We start from the raw sequence: 16,934 nt of genomic DNA, 5'->3' as shown, positions 1-16,934 counted from the left end.
TAGCTTTTCAGACATTGAATACTACAGCTAAGCTTGCATGTCTTTCTTGGGAGCTTCTTCTTGTGTTAAAAGTTGCTGTTTACGTTTTGCTAATTCAGCTTCTTTATCTAATTCTTTTTTTGCTAGATAGTGATACCAAGGACTTTTCTCTTTAAGAACATTTTCAATATGGACACTAACTTTTTGTGAATATTCAGCAGCTGATGTTGTAAGAGAATCATATTTGACTGCTTCTTTATACAAGTAAATTAAAACATCAGTATTAATTGCTTTGATGTCATCAGGTTTTGTTGTTATCAGAGTTTTAAGTTTTACCCAGAGTTCTAATAAGCCTTGACTTGATATAGTCTCAAAAAGTTCTTTGAAGTGATTTGAGTAAGCACCAATATCAATGCCTTGCATTGTTTTGTAAAAGAGATTTTTGAAATAAACACGGCTTTGCTTGTCATTAGGTTGTTGTATCACATTTCTGTCTGGAACTTTCTTATCAAAGGGGTTAAAACACTTTTGACCTTGCATGAGTAAAATTAAATTTAAGTGTTCTTCAAACGGTCACAAGTAATCAGCTCAAGCCTCAATGTGGTGACTTAACTTAACTCGCCAACGATGAAGATAGTTACCTTAATTTCGCTGCAAAAATTGGTGATTCAGGCATATTTATTTATCTTTGGGGCTCTAATGAGTTTGATGTAGCTGGTAAAGGTTCAAGTGAGCAAGCGCTGATTCACTCAACAGCAGATGCAAAAAAAGCAGATGTCGTTAACTGATTTAATTAAGCAAGAGAACTTTGATGTTAATAGATTAAACCGTCCTACAGCAGTCGATACGCCAATCGATACAGTAACGGCTGATGAGCTACCGGCTCTATCAGAGAGAAAAGATGAGAAAGTTGGAGTTATAAAAACAGGTAAGCTTGTTGGTGGAGACGGAGTTGAACTAAAGGTTATGCCTGGAAAAACAAGCAGATTGTAGCTTTTTTATTCTGTTTTTAGTTGTATAAACCCCTTTTTAGTATAAGCCACGCATTACTTTCGGGTTGAGTGACAGGTATCAGCATAAGTGATAGACATCGGCTTGTTAAACATCTTTTTCGACAGAAATCCATTCATCGAAAGAGGATGAAGTTTTTTCTGAAAAAAATGCATTCGCATCTTCTGTAGAGTCACATTTTTTGGTGATAATGTGTTTTAAAACTTTATTAAATTCGATTTTCTCTTGATCTACTTCAATGAGAAAATTCTCAGATGGACTCTGTCGATACAAATATTTTAACCAGTCAAGAGGTAGGCCATACAATAAAATAAATGATTTTTCTATGAACTGTTCATCATCCGATTTTACTTTTACATACTGGGTTAGTTCTCGTGACCGAACAGACAAGTCTTGCACAAAGCTTAAGAGTTCACCTTGGTTATCACCTGTTGAAAAGCCTAGTATTTTTTTACCTAATTCCTCTGAATATCCTTTAGGCTGAGATCCTGACCTTAACGTTTGACAAAAGCTGCGGCAAAAGACTCTAGAATTTGCTTTACTTTGTTCACCGGCTTTGTTTTTTGGTTCTGGGTTATGTTGCGAAACTTGTGAATGTCGCAGGAGTTTACTTTCAATTTCTAGTTGACACAACTCGGTTGCTTTTTTTGAACTGAGATTCTCAAAAATACTTATCCTTTCAGACTTTGAAACATTAATTAGAACAGCTTTAATAGAGTCTCCTGAACTTAATTCCATTAAATGAAAATATTTTTCTGGTTCATGTTGCTTTAATTGTTGCAACATGAATTGATATAAACTTGAGTAGTTACCAGTCGAACAAAATTCAGGGTTTGCAACAAATTGAGAAATCCTCTCTTTAGAGAGAGATATGATTAGTTCAACTTTGGGGTAATAAGGTGGTGTTGAAGCTATACTAGTAGAGGGCATTCTTGATAAAGTTAAAAGTGCAACGTCAGCAGGAACATGCTTACTTCTAATCAAAGACCCAATGAGCTTCTTGCTTGTTATGTGTCTTGGTTTTTCAAATTCTACATCCACATCCTCTTCTACTTGGCTGAAAAACATTTTTCTTCTTATTATCAAGCCTTTGTTGCAGTCGACCCTGACAAGATATTCATGGGTAAAACTTTCAGTGGAAGTCGATTGTTTATAGGTGATTAGGTCCGTTTCATCTTGGCCGTCACTAGGAATGCGGATGCTTATTTGGCCTGAATTTGGAGTGAGTTCGGCTAATCGACTTTTGTAAGTGTCATCTAAGAAGTTTTCTCGTAAATGTTGATGAAACTCCTTAAGTGCAAAGGTGTCTTTTAAGTAAGGGATTCGATTATGGAGTTTGTACTCTATCCCCAATGAACCAAAAGTTATCAAAGTCTGAGTCAGTGTGTAATAAGCATCAATAAGTTTTGGGTGAACTTTATGTTCTGTAGATGTTGCAAGAAGAGTCGCCATTGTTTAAACCTTATCAATAAGTAAGGTTATGATATAGAAGAGTAAATAGTTAAAGTTGTAAATTAACAAAAATTAATCAAAATTTAATGAATAAAATTATTAACGATAACCATACTTTTTATGGGTTTTTAAGGGGAGTAATTGTAGGTAGAATGCGGCAATTTTGTGACTAATGTCACCATAACTGAGAGCAGAGTAGGACAATCAATGAGTAGTGAGCCGTTCAAAGACCCTTATAACATTCTTCATTTTATCGGATTTATTTTAGTTATGTTGATCCCAACACTTCCAGCTTCACTCTCATGGCTAAAAGTGATGGGCGTTCTTTAATTTTCAAACTAAAGAATTAAAAAGCTCGAAAGTACGATTATGTACCTTCGAGTTTAAAATCATACAGACTTATCTTCATAACCTTTTTGATGTACATCAAACATTGCACGACCCGACGGATCTGCATTCATCGAAAACTTCTCATCCCAAGCTAAGGCTTCAGGTGTTGAACAAGCAACAGACTTACCTCCAGGAACGCATCTAATTGCTGAATCAAGAGGGAACAGTTCTTCAAAAATAGAACGGTAGTAATAAGCTTCTTTTGTTTCAGGTGTGTTATGAGTAAAACGATGATCTGCGCTGGCCATCATTTGGTCAGACACTTCATGAGCAGCAACTTCAGCCAATGAATCAATCCAACTGTAGCCTACGCCATCTGAAAATTGCTCTTTTTGACGCCATAACACTTCATCTGGAATGTAACCATTAAAAGCTTCCCTCAGAATGTGTTTTTCAGCTTTACCATTTCCACACATTTTTAACTCAGGACTGATTGACATCGCCACATCTAAAAAGGTTTTATCTAGAAATGGCACACGAGCCTCGATTCCCCATGCCGACATCGCTTTATTGGCTCTCGCACAATCAAACATATGCAGTCTATTAAGTTTACGAACGGTTTCTTCATGAAACTCTTTGGCGTTCGGTGCTTTGTGAAAATACAGGTAACCACCAAATATTTCGTCCGCCCCTTCGCCTGAAAGCACCATTTTTATACCCATGGCTTTGATTTTTCGAGCCATTAAATACATTGGCGTTGAAGCTCGAATCGTCGTCACATCGTAGGTTTCTAAATGGAATATCACATGACGTAGGGCATCAATTCCTTCTTGAACGCTGTAGTGCATTTCATGATGAATTGTGCCAATTGCATCAGCGACCTTTTTGGCTGCAATTAAATCTGGTGCACCTTCTAACCCTACTGCAAATGAATGTAATTGCGGCCACCATGCTTTTGACTGTTCTTGATCTTCAACTCTATTTTGAGAATATCGCTGGGCAATTGCTGATATTACTGATGAATCTAAACCTCCAGACAAGAGTACGCCGTAAGGTACATCAGACATCATGTGAGACTTCACGGATTCACACAATGCATCGTGAATATCAGAAGGCGTACCTTTATTATCTTTTACGTTGTCATAACTCATCCAATCACGCTGATAATAAGGTGTAATTTCATCGGCGTGGCTATCCCAGTAGTGACCGGGAGGAAATTCTGTGATTGATGAACAAACAGGTACTAACGCTTTCATTTCTGAAGCCACATAAAGCTGACCTAGAGCATCATAACCATAGTAAAGCGGAATTATGCCCATATGATCACGAGCAATGAGGTAACGCTTTTCTTCTACATCATAAAGAATAAAAGCAAACATACCTTGAAGTTTGTCTATGAACCCGCTGCCTTCTTGTGCGAATAAATCAAGAATGACTTCACAATCAGAAAGCGTTTGATATTGATATTCAGAGTTAGAACTTGCCTTGAGTTGTTGATGATTATAAATTTCACCATTAACGGCTAAAATATGATTTCGATTTCGATTATATAGAGGTTGTGCGCCATTCTCTAAGTCTACAATCGCAAGTCTTTCATGCGCTAAAATAGCGTCATCGTTTGACCAAATTCCTGACCAGTCAGGTCCGCGGTGCCTAAGCAAACTTGATAATTCTAATGCTTTATGCCGAAGTGATGTTGAGTCAGTCGTTATATCTAAAATTCCAAAAATTGAACACATGAATTGAATACCTCTTATTAAATCGAAATCAACGCATTAAGGGGAAAATGGCGCTTTTGCTCAAAATGCGGTCTTTCAACTTGTCATAAAGTCTTCGTTTTGCCAAGAAGTTATGTAATTTATTTTCATTTTTATATTATCTTTGCCACAATAAGTTTTTTGTAATTAAGTCGTATACAAAGATGGATTCACTACTCAGCCAGATTTTAAATGATGTAAAGCCGTTAGTAGGAAAGGGGAAAGTGGCCGATTACATTCCTGCGCTTTCATTGGTTGACGCCGAAAAATTTGGGATCGCTATTTGCAGTAATGATGGTGAGATTTATAAGATTGGCGATGCAGACTTACCCTTTTCCATTCAAAGTATTTCGAAAGTATTCAGCTTAATTCTGGCTATGGAATTTTATGGTGATGATATATGGAAACGAGTAGGGCACGAGCCGTCAGGATTACCATTTAACTCATTGGTCCAATTAGAACATGAACAGGGTATACCGCGTAATCCATTTATAAATGCTGGTGCACTTGTCGTCAGTGACTTAAATCAGTCAAAGTTTGCTGCTCCTGATATCGCTATGCGCGAGTTCTTAAAAAAATTATCTGGTAACTATTCTATTCAAGTTGATAAAAAAATCGCTGACTCTGAATATGAGCATCGAGCAAGAAATGCCGCCGCCGCATATTTGATGAAGTCCTTTGATAACTTTGATAATGAAGTTGATGATGTGCTGTATAACTACTTCTGTAATTGTGCGATTAAAATGTCTTGTGTGGACTTAGCTAAAGCGGCTAACTTCCTTGCTAATAAAGGATATAGCTTTATCACCGGTAAAAAAGTATTGACTGAAAATCAAACCAGTCAAGTGAACGCACTGCTTGCTACAAGCGGGCTTTACGATGAAGCTGGAAGTTTTGCTTTTAGAGTTGGTTTACCAGGGAAGAGCGGGGTCGGTGGCGGAATCATTGCCATTGTACCAGGCCAATTTTCAATCTGTGTTTGGTCACCAGCACTAAACGACGCTGGTAATTCGCTTGCTGGAATGGCAGCATTAGAATCTCTGACTAAGCATATTGGTTGGTCAGTTTATTAATTTAAGCCGAAGGAGTACTCAGCGAAGATGTATTTAAAAAAAGGCTTTTTTTTAGCAGTTGGTTTGCTTTCGGTTTTTTTAGGTACGCTGGGTATATTTCTTCCCCTATTGCCAACGGTCCCATTCATTTTGCTTGCGGTATTTTGTTTTGCAAGATCCAGTGAACGATTGCATCATTGGCTCGTTAATCACCCTTGGTTTGCTGTCGCAATTGCTGATTGGCAACGAGAGCGAGGCATCCGAAAAACCATTAAAAAACGAGCGATGATCTTGAGTGCCGCTAGCTTTATAATCAGCATTTCAATTGTTCCATTATTTTGGGTTAAAGGCCTACTTTTAGTCATGATGGGAATTTTATTAACTTATCTATGGCGGCTGCCAACCCTGCCGGATTGACTGTAATTATCCCTTCAAATTCCATTTTGTAGTTTATTTGTCCGATTTGTGACTTAACCCCAGCATTATTGTCGAAGTTTGTTGCAACTGCTTTGATTCCACCGTAAGATTCCTCGGCATTTTTGAGAGCCCTATAGCGGTCTTATTGTATCCAGATTTTGATACGACACAGAGACTGATGAATTAGGGCTTTTTTATTTTTAAGCCATGAACGGCGACAGATAAAACAAAGTGAAATTAGTTATGACTACTGAAACCTTAGCCCTAATCAAGCAAAGCATTAAGACAATCCCTGACTATCCAAAGCCGGGTATTATGTTTCGCGATGTAACCAGTCTTTTAGAAGATGCTAAAGCTTATCAGGCAACCATCGCATTATTAGTTGAAAAGTATAAAGCAATGGGTTTCACAAAGGTTGTTGGTACAGAAGCTCGTGGCTTCTTATTCGGCGCACCTTTAGCTCTTGAATTAGGAATTGGATTTGTACCAGTTCGTAAACCTGGTAAATTACCTCGTGAAACTATCTCTCAAGATTACGAACTAGAGTACGGCACAGATACTTTAGAGATTCACACAGATGCTATTGTTGAGGGTGACAAAGTACTTGTTATCGACGACTTGCTAGCAACAGGTGGCACAATTGAAGCAACTGTTAAACTTATTCGTCAACTTGGCGGCTCAGTTAACCACGCTGCATTCGTGATTAATCTACCTGAGTTAGGTGGCGAAAAACGTTTAGTCGCATTAGATTTAGATATCCTATCTCTTTGCGAGTTTGAAGGCGAATAATCACCTTTTCAGCACCATATAGCTCAAATGTGGTGCTGTTAAATTCTCTCCTCTAGTTTATCCATAACGGACATGATATTGTGCTACTATTCATAGAGTAGAGGAGCAGTCTCGAACAGAATCGAGGCGAATTAGGGAATTACATGTCATATCAGGTGTTAGCCAGAAAATGGCGCCCTGCCAAGTTCGAACAGGTAGTGGGTCAATCTCACGTCCTTCACGCACTCACTAATGCATTAGAGCAACAACGCCTTCATCACGCCTATCTTTTTACTGGTACTCGAGGGGTCGGTAAAACCAGCTTAGCTCGATTATTTGCGAAAGGTTTAAACTGCGAAACAGGTGTTACAGCCTCTCCGTGTGGAAAGTGCTCAAGTTGTGAAGAAATTGCTCAGGGCCGATTTGTTGATTTAATTGAAGTTGATGCAGCCTCACGCACTAAAGTCGATGATACTCGTGAGATTCTAGATAATGTTCAATATCGTCCTACTCGTGGACGTTATAAAGTGTACCTTATCGATGAAGTACACATGCTTTCTCGTAGCTCATTTAATGCGCTGCTTAAAACATTAGAAGAACCACCAGAGCACGTTAAATTTCTACTTGCGACAACCGATCCTCAAAAGTTACCAATCACAGTGTTATCTCGTTGTTTGCAGTTTAACTTAAAAGCGTTAATGCAAGACGATATTGCTAAACAGTTAAACTATGTACTTGAACAAGAGCAGCTTGAATTTGAACCTGCAGCATTAACCTTATTAGCTAAAGCTGCTAATGGCAGTATGCGAGATGCGTTAAGCCTAACAGATCAAGCTATCGCTTTTGGCGCTGGTCAAGTAATGCTTGAGCAAGTTCAGACGATGCTTGGTAGCATTGATGAACAACACGTTATTAGCTTACTGTCAGCATTATGTTCGGGTGACATTGCTACACTCATTCCTGAGTGTCATAAGGTTATTGGTTTTGGTGCTGAACCTGAAGAAGTATTGAGGAGTTTACTAGAACTTCTACATCAAATTACTTTGACCCAATTTGCTCCAGCTGCTGCTCAACTGTCTAAGTTTTCAGAACAAATTCATGCTTTTTCTGAGCAATTAACTCCAGAACAAGTTCAGCTTTATTATCAAATTTTGTTAACAGGTCGAAAGGAATTACCCTTTGCACCAGATCCTAAATCTGGTCTTGAAATGGCACTTTTAAGAGCAGTTGCTTTTGTTCCGCAAGCGTCTATTGAAAAGTGGGAAACCCCAGCGGCTGAAAAAAAAACGCTTGAGATCCCAGAAATAGAAAACGAGCCTGCAGTTGAGCAAAAACCTGCTATTCAACAAGTGGATGCAAAAGCTGAAAGCCAAGAACCGGAAAAATTAGCTGAAGAGACAAAAGTAGAACTCAAGCCAGAAGCAGAAGAAACAGATTTAAAGCAAGAAGACCTACAGGCACTAGAAGCAGAGCAAGCTGTATTGATGAGTCAAGCGCAAAGCCAAGGTTTTGTTGCAACGCCTATTGACGATTCTCAACCACCATTGAGCTCATATGATGTGCCTTATGAAGTTTCAAATGAAGCTGATGGTTTTGATTTTGTAGCTTCAGAGTCCAGTCCATCTTCGAATGACAAGTTAACAACTGATTTGGCAGTTGAAAATACAGTTCAACCATCTAAAGCTGAAGCTTTACAAGTTGATGATCTGTTAGACGCGGTTTTAACATCGAATCAGGGTTTGCTATCAGACATTAGTAATTTCGAAAACGATGCTGACAAGGCTAATAGCCCAAAAAAGTCTAAAGCAACTTTTGAACGAAGAGCTCCTGTGAAACAAGACTCCTCTCCTGAGTTAAAACAGGATGTTTTGGAAGTTGCTGAGGTTATTTCAAATGGACTTGAGGCCGAGATTTCTGAAGTTAAAGATGATACTCCACCTTGGGAAGAGAAAGCTGAATCTACCGTTTTACCAGAAGTTGCTGAATCCGTCGTTAATGTAGAAGTTCAACCTACAACAGAACAAACCAAAGCAGTTGAGTCTCCACAATCGCCTCCTCAAGTTGAATCGCTAAAGCAACTACCGAGTGTTATTAGCGGTAATCAGGTGGATTTATATTGGTATAAGTTAATGTCTGAACTCGACTTCGGTGGTCGTGTGCGTCAGTTAGCAGTGAACTCTGTTTGTAATGAAATCTCTGAACCTATTCACCTTTTGTTGAAACCAGATCAAAAACATTTAGCAGCAGACATAGCTGTTGAACAATTAGAAGCCGTAATTGAAAAGCGTTTTGATAGACCAATTGAGGTTCAAGTTGAAATAGGCATTAATAAAAATAGAGAAACACCTCTAGAGATCAGGCAAAGGTTTCAAAATGAATTGCATAATGAAGCTGAGCATAAATTATTAGCTGACCCTAATGTTCAGTGGTTATCTGAGCAGTTGGGAGCAAAATTAATCACAGATTCCATTGCATACCCGCCATCAAATTTAGCGGATAGAGCAAAGCGAATTGAAGATGTTGAATTTAGTGTGCCTGCGTAATTTTAATTCTGTTTAAAATTAAGTAATATTGGCGCAAAATTTTTACCCTTATTTGACCAAAAGTAGAGAAAGAACATGTTTGGAAAAGGCGGTATGGGCAACCTAATGAAACAAGCCCAACAAATGCAAGACAAAATGCAAAAAATGCAGGAAGAAATCGCACGTATGGAAGTGACGGGTGAATCTGGTGCAGGTCTTGTGAAAGTCACTATGACGGGTAGCCACAACGTTCGTAAAGTAGAAATCGATCCAAGCCTTTTAGAAGATGACGATAAAGACATGCTAGAAGATTTGATTGCTGCAGCATGTAATGACGCGGCACGCAGAGTTGAAGAAACTCAAAAATCAAGAATGGCTGAAGTTACAGGCGGCATGCAAATGCCTCCTGGTATGAAGATGCCGTTCTAATAATTGCGAGCTATAAAATTATATAGACGTTGTTCAGTTAATAGGCTTCTACTATTGATTATGAACAGCGTCTTTTTGTTTATTGATACTTTTAGGTAATACATGAAATTTAGTCCATTGGTTGATGACCTCATTCAAGCGTTAAAATGTTTACCTGGCGTTGGACCTAAGTCCGCTCAGCGAATGGCATTTCAGCTGCTTGAAAATAACCGAACGCCAGGCATTAAGCTAGCCGATACACTTGGTAAAGCAATGAGTGAGGTAGGGCACTGCAAATCTTGTCGTACGTTTACTGAAGAAGATTTATGCCCGATTTGTGTAAGCAGCAAGCGTGGTAATTCTGATATTATCTGCGTGGTTGAAACTCCTGCTGATGTATTGGCTGTAGAAGCTGGTGGACATTTTTCTGGTCGTTATTTTGTATTACTTGGTCATTTATCACCGTTAGATGGTATTGGTCCTGATGAGCTTGGCTTATCCCTTTTAGAGCAGCATCTAAAAAGTGGTGACATTAGTGAACTTATTTTAGCGACTAACCCAACAGTGGAAGGTGATGCAACGGCTCATTTTATTGCAGATATGTCTGCAAAATATAAAGTGAAAGTTAGTCGAATTGCTCATGGTGTGCCTGTCGGTGGTGAGCTTGAGTATGTCGACAGTACAACATTAGCGCTCTCGTTTAACGGGCGAGTTCAGTTGTAAGTTTTGCTTCGAAATATCGACGCTTAACAAGGTTGCATTTTGCAACCTTGTTTCTTATTAGTCACTTCAATATTAGTGTTTTAATTTTCCATCCCATGATTATCAATCATAACTCCGTCTATTAAAAAAGCGGGTTCTACAAGCTTTGAGTCGATAAGTGGGTAATATTGCTTTAACTTTTCTATTGATTTGGGGTAATCAAAACTAAGTCGATCAATTCCGAAAACGGCAATAAATTCAACACTAAATGCGAAAGGTGGAAAGCCATTTACAGTATGCTCTTTGTTGTATGAAATACTTTTGAAATCACCTAAGTAATATGTCTTACCTTTTAGCAACTCGAAAGGCTGACTGACCACTCCTAAATCTTTAGGAAACGGGAGGTGTCTAATGTCGTACTTTGTTAATAGAGACTGATGACCAATTAAGGGGGTACTAATTAGTTCATGTAATTGATAATTCCCCGAGGGAACAGCAAAAAGATAAGTTTCCTCATCATGTTCGAAAGGCAAAGAATGAATTTGCCCTGTTTTAATATTTTTTAAAACTATCCAATGAAATGAGCCTCTGATGTTTCTTCTCTCATCATGTTCAAACTTGCCGTATACATATGCTACATCATTTCTTAACGTTTCATCGTTATCTTCGGGGGTTAAGCCATTGATACTTACACACCCACTACAGAAAAAAATAGTGAATAATACAATTAATTTTAAATGATTCATTATAATCCTTTACTTCTTATGCTCTGCTTTAAAGCAGAAACAAAATTGTAACATGAATACAGGAATAGTAGGTTTAGTAGCATAGATTTCTTGAAAATTACTCGAGACAAATAAAACTGGAATAAACTCTCTGTTTTGTTTTTGAGCAAATCTTTCTAGTTTTTTACTTTTATCCTTGAAAAGCCATTTTCTCACCCCATTTATAAATTAACAGTATGAAACGGCGCTATTGCGCATAGTTAGTTTTAAAAGGGTATCCCCATGTCACAGCAAGAAACTCATGGTTTCCAAACCGAAGTTAAACAACTTCTTCATTTGATGATTCACTCTTTGTATTCCAACAAAGAAATTTTCCTACGTGAGCTAGTTTCTAACGCTGCTGATGCGGCAGATAAACTTCGCTATGAAGCACTCACCAACGACGCACTGTATGAAGGTGATGGCGAATTACGAGTTCGTGTAAGTGCAGATAAAGAAAAAGGTACCGTTACTATTGAAGACAATGGTATTGGTATGACTCGAGACGGTGTAGTTGAACATCTAGGTACGATTGCGAAGTCAGGCACAGCAGATTTCTTTAAGAACCTTTCAGGTGATGATTCAAAAGATTCTCAACTTATCGGTCAATTCGGTGTTGGTTTTTATTCTGCGTTTATCGTTGCGAAAAAGGTAGAAGTAAGAACCCGTGCAGCAGGTCAAAATGCTGATGAAGCGGTATTGTGGACTTCTGAAGGTGAGGGTGACTTTACAGTAGAAGACATCACTAAAAATGGTCGTGGTACTGAAATCGTACTGCACCTTCGTGACGATGAAAAAGAATTTGCTGATGATTGGCGTTTAAAGTCAATTATTACTAAATACTCGGATCATATCTCTGTTCCTGTTGAAATGTGGGAAGAAGGTAAAGAGGAGAGCGAAGGTCCTGATGGCGAGAAAGTTCCTGCAATTGAAGGTGCTTGGAAAGGCATGAACAAAGCGACAGCGCTTTGGACTCGCAATAAGTCAGACATTTCTGATGAAGAATATAATGAATTTTATAAGCACATTTCGAACGATTTTGCAGATCCTCTATTAAAAGCACATAACCGTGTTGAAGGTAAGCATGAATACACAAGCCTACTGTATATTCCTGCAAAAGCACCTTGGGATATGTTTAACCGTGATGGTAAACAAGGATTAAAACTGTTCGTTCAGCGTGTATTTGTTATGGATGATGCTGAATCATTCATGCCTTCGTACTTGCGCTTTGTTAAAGGCTTGATTGACTCTAACGATTTACCGTTAAACGTGTCTCGTGAAATTTTGCAAGACAATAAAGTGACTCAGTCAATGCGCAGTGGTATTACCAAACGTGTGTTGGGAATGTTAGAAAAACTCGCGAAAAACGACGCAGAAAAATACCAGAGCTTTTACGCTGAATTTGGTCAAGTGTTAAAAGAAGGGCCTGCTGAAGATTTTGCTAACAAAGATAGAATCGCTGGTTTATTGCGTTTTGCTTCAACCAATGAAGCATCAGCTGCACCAACGACTTCATTAGATGCTTATATTGAGCGTATGAAAGAGGGTCAGGATAAGATTTACTACATCGTAGCAGATAGCTACGAAGCCGCAGCTAACTCTCCTCATTTAGAGTTACTGAAAAAGAAAGGCATTGAAGTAATCTTAATGCATGAGCGCATTGATGAATGGCTAGTGAATCATTTAAACGAGTTCAAAGAGAAGAAACTACACTCTGTTACTAGTGGCGACCTAGATTTAGGTGAGTTAGAAGATAAAGAAGAGAAAGAAGCGGCTGAGAAGTTAGCAAAAGACTCTGAGAATCTTATTACTCGTGTTAAAGAAGCGCTCAATGAGAAGGTCAGTGATGTTAAAGTAACGACTCGCCTAACTGATACTCCTGCTTGCGTAGTCACAGGTGACGGTGAAATGTCTACTCAGATGATCAAACTGATGGAAGCTGCAGGACAGAAAGTACCTGAAAGTAAGCCTGTGTTTGAAATCAACCCTGAGCATCCATTAATGGCACGTTTAGACAACGAGCAAGATGAGCAAGCGTTTGCTGATTGGGCACACTTATTGTTGCAACAAGCACAGTTATCAGAAAAAGGCAGCTTAGCTGACCCATCAAGCTTTATTAAATTAATGAACCAGATGCTGGTTAAAGATTTAAAATAAGTTTGCAATAAAAAAGCGGGATTTTTCCCGCTTTTTTATACTCATTACTTTAGATTAGTCGTCACTTATTTAACGTAATTGGTATCGAATTGAGAGAACCAATGTCAAATATTCTAGATTTAACAAAAGAAAATATTCAGCAGGTCGTTGATGCTTCTGCTGAACACATTGTGGTGATGACGTTTTCATCGCAGCAACAGCCAGAAAGTGTTGGCTTTGCGCAAGAAATGGAAACGATTGCTGCTGAAAACACAAGCCGCTTTATTCTTGCAAAAGTAAACTGCGATGAACAAATGGAAATCGCCCAATATTTCCAAATTCAAGCATTACCTACCACTTTATTATTGAGTAAAGGTCAACCCATTGATGGCTTTGCGGGTGTTAAGCCTAGAACTGAAGTCATGGAAGTGCTTGAAAAACACTTACCAGCTAAATGGATGTTAGCCCTCAAGCAAGCTAAATCAGTTCTTGCTAGTGAAGAGCGAACTGCCGATGAATTGAATCAAGCTTTTGAATTGCTGAAGCAAGCGTACCAAGACTCTCAAGTTGCAGAAGTGACATTGGCGTTAGCAGATGTGAACTTATTATTAGGTAATAATACTGAAGCAGAAACGCTTCTGGAAAAGATCGGTCTTGCGGATCAGGACAGTTATTATCAAAGCTTGATGGCAAAGTTAGATTTAGCGAAAGATGCAGCAGACACACCTGAAATTCGTGAATTACAAATTAAGTTAGACACAAATCCAGATGATTTTGATGCACTGGTAAATTTGGGTAAAGCTTTGCATCAAGTTCAACGTAATGAAGAAGCACTTGAGCTTTTATTTAATGTATTACGTAAAGATCTATCAGCACACGATGGAAATGTGAAAGCAGTATTTATGGAAATTCTTACGGCGATAGGTCAGGGCAACTCCCTCGCAAACCAGTATCGACGAAAGTTGTATACATTATTGTACTGATTTCAGTGTATAGTTTTCTGGGCTTTGGGATCTTCTACTCTTCTATTAAGAGGTCAGATATGCGAAGATCCAGCCTTTCGATTTTAACCAGTGCGGAAGAGGATTCTTGAAATGCGCATTATTTTATTGGGCGCTCCAGGTGCCGGCAAAGGCACTCAAGCTCAGTTCATCATGGAAAAATATGGTATTCCACAAATATCAACTGGTGACATGCTACGTGCAGCAGTAAAAGCGGGTACACCATTAGGCTTAGAAGCGAAAAAAGTGATGGACGCAGGCCAGTTAGTTTCTGATGAGCTTATCATTGGCCTAGTTAAAGAGCGTATTACACAAGATGATTGTGCAAAAGGTTTTTTATTAGACGGGTTCCCACGTACGATTCCACAAGCCGATGCAATGGCTGAAAATGGTATTGATGTTGATTATGTGATTGAGATTGATGTACCAGACGAAGAAATCGTAAAGCGTATGAGCGGTCGTCGTGTTCACCCTTCTTCTGGTCGTGTTTATCACGTGGTGTACAATCCACCGAAAGATGAAGGTAAAGATGACGTAACAGGTGACGAACTTGTTATTCGTCCTGATGATGAAGAGTCAACCGTTCGTAAACGTTTAGATATTTACCACAGTCAAACTAAACCATTAGTTGAGTACTACGGTAAGGTCGCTGCTGCAGGTAAAACTGAATACCACAAGTTTAACGGTACTAAGTCAGTTTCTGATGTGAGCGAAGAGTTAGCTACAGTTTTAAAGTAAAACTGAAATAACACACTCAAAAAACCTGCTTTTGCAGGTTTTTTTGTCTCTGAAATTTGAAAAATTATGATAGAATCCGCTGCAATTCAGAATCTAAGCAGTTGACCATAAGTTATCGTATATTTTTGACGTCCATATTTAGCACTATACTTGGTTAAAACGGCAGTTATAAAGCTATGGCTATATGCCTATGTTTCGCCTCACTTAGTACTAAACCTGAACGTTAAAATTTATAAAAAGCTTATCAACAACAACTTTGAGTTCTGTTATCACGAATCTATCCAAATGTTTACCAGCATGGAAGCTGGATTATGAGAGCCTGTTATGAAGTTTCCTGGTCAACGTAAGTCTAAGCACTACTTTCCTGTAAAAAACCGAGATCCGCTGTTAGAGCAGCTTACCAATCAAGTTAAGCAACCGACAAGAACTTACGTTTGTGGCATTGACCAAACACTTGTAGATATTGAGGCTAAAGTCGCTGATGAACTATTAGAACGTTATAGTTTACCGAAAGGTAACTCAACACTCATCAACGATGAACAGGCGCATGAGCTTTATCAAGAGCTGAAAAACAATAAGATGATCAGCGATGAGTTCGCTGGTGGCACAATTGGAAACACTGTCCATAACTACTCAATCCTAGCGGACGATCGTTCTGTTCTGTTCGGTGTGATGAGTAAGAATATCGAAGTAGGTAGCTACGCTTATCGCTACTTATGTAATACCTCATCGAAAGTTGACCTTAATTATCTAGAACCAGTAAGCGGCCCAATCGGGCGTTGTTTTACTTTAATTTCAGATAATGGCGAAAGAACGTTTGCCATCAGTAAAGGTTCGATGGACAAGTTAACACCTGAATACATAAATAAAGAAGTCGTTCAGAACAGTTCTGCGCTTGTTATTACCGCTTACCTAATGCGTGCCAGTAAAGAAGACCGTATGACGGATGCAGCGCTTAAAGCGATAGAATATGCGAAAGAAGCGGATGTGCCAGTTGTACTTACCTTGGGTACTCGATTTTTAATTGATGAAGATCCGCAATGGTGGCAAGCGTTTATCGAAGAGCACATTACGATTCTAGCGATGAATGAAGACGAAGGTGAAGCGCTGACCGGGTTATCAGACCCACTGCTTGCGAGTGAAGCCGCACTAGAGTGGTGCGATATGGTGCTTACGACAGCTGGACCACTGGGTTTATATACGGCTGGTTACACCCAAGATTCAGAGAAACGTGAGACTGCTCACACTCTTCTTCCAGGTGCGATTCCTGAATTTAATCGTTACGAATTCTCTCGTCCAAAACGCAAGCGTGACTGCAAAGAACCTATAAAAGTGTTTGCGCATATTTCGCCGTACATGGGTGGCCCTGAAAAAATTCGCAATACGAATGGTGCCGGTGACGGTGCTTTATCAGCGTTACTACATGATTTATCTGCTAACGGTTTCCACAGAGTTAACGTGCCAGGTTCAAGCAAGCATCTTTCTGACGGTTTATGTTATTCATCGTTTTCACAAATCTGTAAATACGCTAACCGTGTTGCATATGAAGTATTGGCACAGCATAGCCCTAGACTTTCTCGCGGCTTACCTGAGCGAGAAGACAGCTTAGAAGAATCTTATTGGGAAAGATAGAGAGCATCATTCGTTAAAGGTTGTTCGTTTTTAACAAATTAATTGAAGTTTTAACTAAAGACTTAAGTAATGGACCTCTCAACGTCAAATTTGGGAGGTTTTCTTTTTATTGAGGGTTTGGTTAAAAGGAGTTTAATTCTCATCGCAGAGGCTTTGAAATGGCTAAAGCGGGTACTTCAGAGCATGTAACTTGTCTTGACCATGTTCCCTGTAGCAATATCTAGTGGGTTCAAGACTAAGATAAGCAGCCCCAAGTGAGTAAAAA

Annotated in this window: 16 protein-coding genes; 12 read left to right on the top strand and 4 right to left on the bottom strand. The window is 39.0% G+C overall.

What is annotated here, in order from left to right:
• Positions 1-27: 27 nt before the first annotated feature.
• Entirely contained in the window at positions 28-519 is a 492-nt protein-coding gene (locus AC1EU2_RS13520) for a hypothetical protein (RefSeq protein WP_480298803.1), read from the bottom strand.
• A gap of 219 nt (positions 520-738) precedes the next feature.
• On the opposite strand from AC1EU2_RS13520, the gene AC1EU2_RS13515 reads away from it, so the two are divergent.
• Entirely contained in the window at positions 739-972 is a 234-nt protein-coding gene (locus AC1EU2_RS13515; protein ID WP_480298802.1) for a hypothetical protein, read from the top strand.
• 105 nt (positions 973-1,077) lie between these two features.
• On the opposite strand, the gene AC1EU2_RS13510 is transcribed toward AC1EU2_RS13515, so the two are convergent.
• Positions 1,078-2,361: a hypothetical protein gene (locus AC1EU2_RS13510; RefSeq protein ID WP_480298801.1), complete on the bottom strand. Its 1,284-nt coding sequence runs from the start codon at positions 2,359-2,361 to the stop codon at positions 1,078-1,080.
• A gap of 288 nt (positions 2,362-2,649) precedes the next feature.
• Between AC1EU2_RS13510 and AC1EU2_RS13505 the strand changes: the two genes are divergently transcribed.
• Positions 2,650-2,772, top strand: coding sequence for a hypothetical protein (locus tag AC1EU2_RS13505; RefSeq protein WP_480298800.1), 123 nt, complete (start codon positions 2,650-2,652; stop codon positions 2,770-2,772).
• A gap of 59 nt (positions 2,773-2,831) precedes the next feature.
• Here the strand turns inward: AC1EU2_RS13505 and asnB are convergent, their stop codons facing one another.
• The gene (gene asnB / locus AC1EU2_RS13500) at positions 2,832-4,511 is read right to left on the bottom strand and encodes an asparagine synthase B (RefSeq protein ID WP_480298799.1); all 1,680 of its coding nucleotides are present in this window, start codon (positions 4,509-4,511) and stop codon (positions 2,832-2,834) included.
• A 182-nt stretch (positions 4,512-4,693) separates the two neighbouring features.
• Between asnB and glsB the strand changes: the two genes are divergently transcribed.
• The 6 genes from glsB to recR all read left to right on the top strand — a co-directional run bounded on the left by glsB (position 4,694) and on the right by recR (position 10,419).
• Positions 4,694-5,602: a glutaminase B gene (gene glsB, locus AC1EU2_RS13495; RefSeq protein WP_480298798.1), complete on the top strand. Its 909-nt coding sequence runs from the start codon at positions 4,694-4,696 to the stop codon at positions 5,600-5,602.
• Positions 5,603-5,629: 27 nt separating this feature from the next.
• Complete coding sequence (locus AC1EU2_RS13490; protein WP_480298797.1) at positions 5,630-5,998, top strand: YbaN family protein; 369 nt, start codon at positions 5,630-5,632, stop codon at positions 5,996-5,998.
• Between the two features lie 243 nt (positions 5,999-6,241).
• Entirely contained in the window at positions 6,242-6,787 is a 546-nt protein-coding gene (gene apt, locus AC1EU2_RS13485) for an adenine phosphoribosyltransferase (RefSeq protein ID WP_480298796.1), read from the top strand.
• A 143-nt stretch (positions 6,788-6,930) separates the two neighbouring features.
• On the top strand, positions 6,931-9,309 hold the full coding sequence (gene dnaX / locus AC1EU2_RS13480) for a DNA polymerase III subunit gamma/tau (RefSeq protein ID WP_480298795.1): 2,379 nt from the start codon (positions 6,931-6,933) through the stop codon (positions 9,307-9,309).
• Between the two features lie 75 nt (positions 9,310-9,384).
• Entirely contained in the window at positions 9,385-9,717 is a 333-nt protein-coding gene (locus AC1EU2_RS13475; RefSeq protein WP_205000413.1) for a YbaB/EbfC family nucleoid-associated protein, read from the top strand.
• Positions 9,718-9,819: 102 nt separating this feature from the next.
• The gene (gene recR / locus AC1EU2_RS13470; protein WP_480298794.1) at positions 9,820-10,419 is read left to right on the top strand and encodes a recombination mediator RecR; all 600 of its coding nucleotides are present in this window, start codon (positions 9,820-9,822) and stop codon (positions 10,417-10,419) included.
• An 80-nt stretch (positions 10,420-10,499) separates the two neighbouring features.
• Here the strand turns inward: recR and AC1EU2_RS13465 are convergent, their stop codons facing one another.
• Positions 10,500-11,144 carry a hypothetical protein gene (locus AC1EU2_RS13465; RefSeq protein ID WP_480298793.1) on the bottom strand — a complete coding sequence of 215 codons (645 nt, stop codon included), beginning with the start codon at positions 11,142-11,144 and terminating at the stop codon, positions 10,500-10,502.
• 261 nt (positions 11,145-11,405) lie between these two features.
• On the opposite strand from AC1EU2_RS13465, the gene htpG reads away from it, so the two are divergent.
• The 4 genes from htpG to AC1EU2_RS13445 all read left to right on the top strand — a co-directional run bounded on the left by htpG (position 11,406) and on the right by AC1EU2_RS13445 (position 16,669).
• The gene (htpG, locus tag AC1EU2_RS13460) at positions 11,406-13,319 is read left to right on the top strand and encodes a molecular chaperone HtpG (protein WP_480298792.1); all 1,914 of its coding nucleotides are present in this window, start codon (positions 11,406-11,408) and stop codon (positions 13,317-13,319) included.
• Between the two features lie 101 nt (positions 13,320-13,420).
• On the top strand, positions 13,421-14,281 hold the full coding sequence (locus tag AC1EU2_RS13455) for a tetratricopeptide repeat protein (protein ID WP_480298791.1): 861 nt from the start codon (positions 13,421-13,423) through the stop codon (positions 14,279-14,281).
• 111 nt (positions 14,282-14,392) lie between these two features.
• On the top strand, positions 14,393-15,037 hold the full coding sequence (gene adk, locus AC1EU2_RS13450) for an adenylate kinase (protein WP_205000410.1): 645 nt from the start codon (positions 14,393-14,395) through the stop codon (positions 15,035-15,037).
• Between the two features lie 324 nt (positions 15,038-15,361).
• Positions 15,362-16,669, top strand: coding sequence for an inosine/guanosine kinase (locus AC1EU2_RS13445; protein ID WP_480298790.1), 1,308 nt, complete (start codon positions 15,362-15,364; stop codon positions 16,667-16,669).
• The last annotated feature ends 265 nt before the right edge of the window (positions 16,670-16,934 follow it).

It is taken from the genome of Parashewanella sp. 2304DJ23-3 (assembly GCF_056591695.1).
The sequence above is the reverse complement of the archived record's forward strand: the minus strand, read 5'-3'. Positions and strand labels throughout refer to the sequence as shown.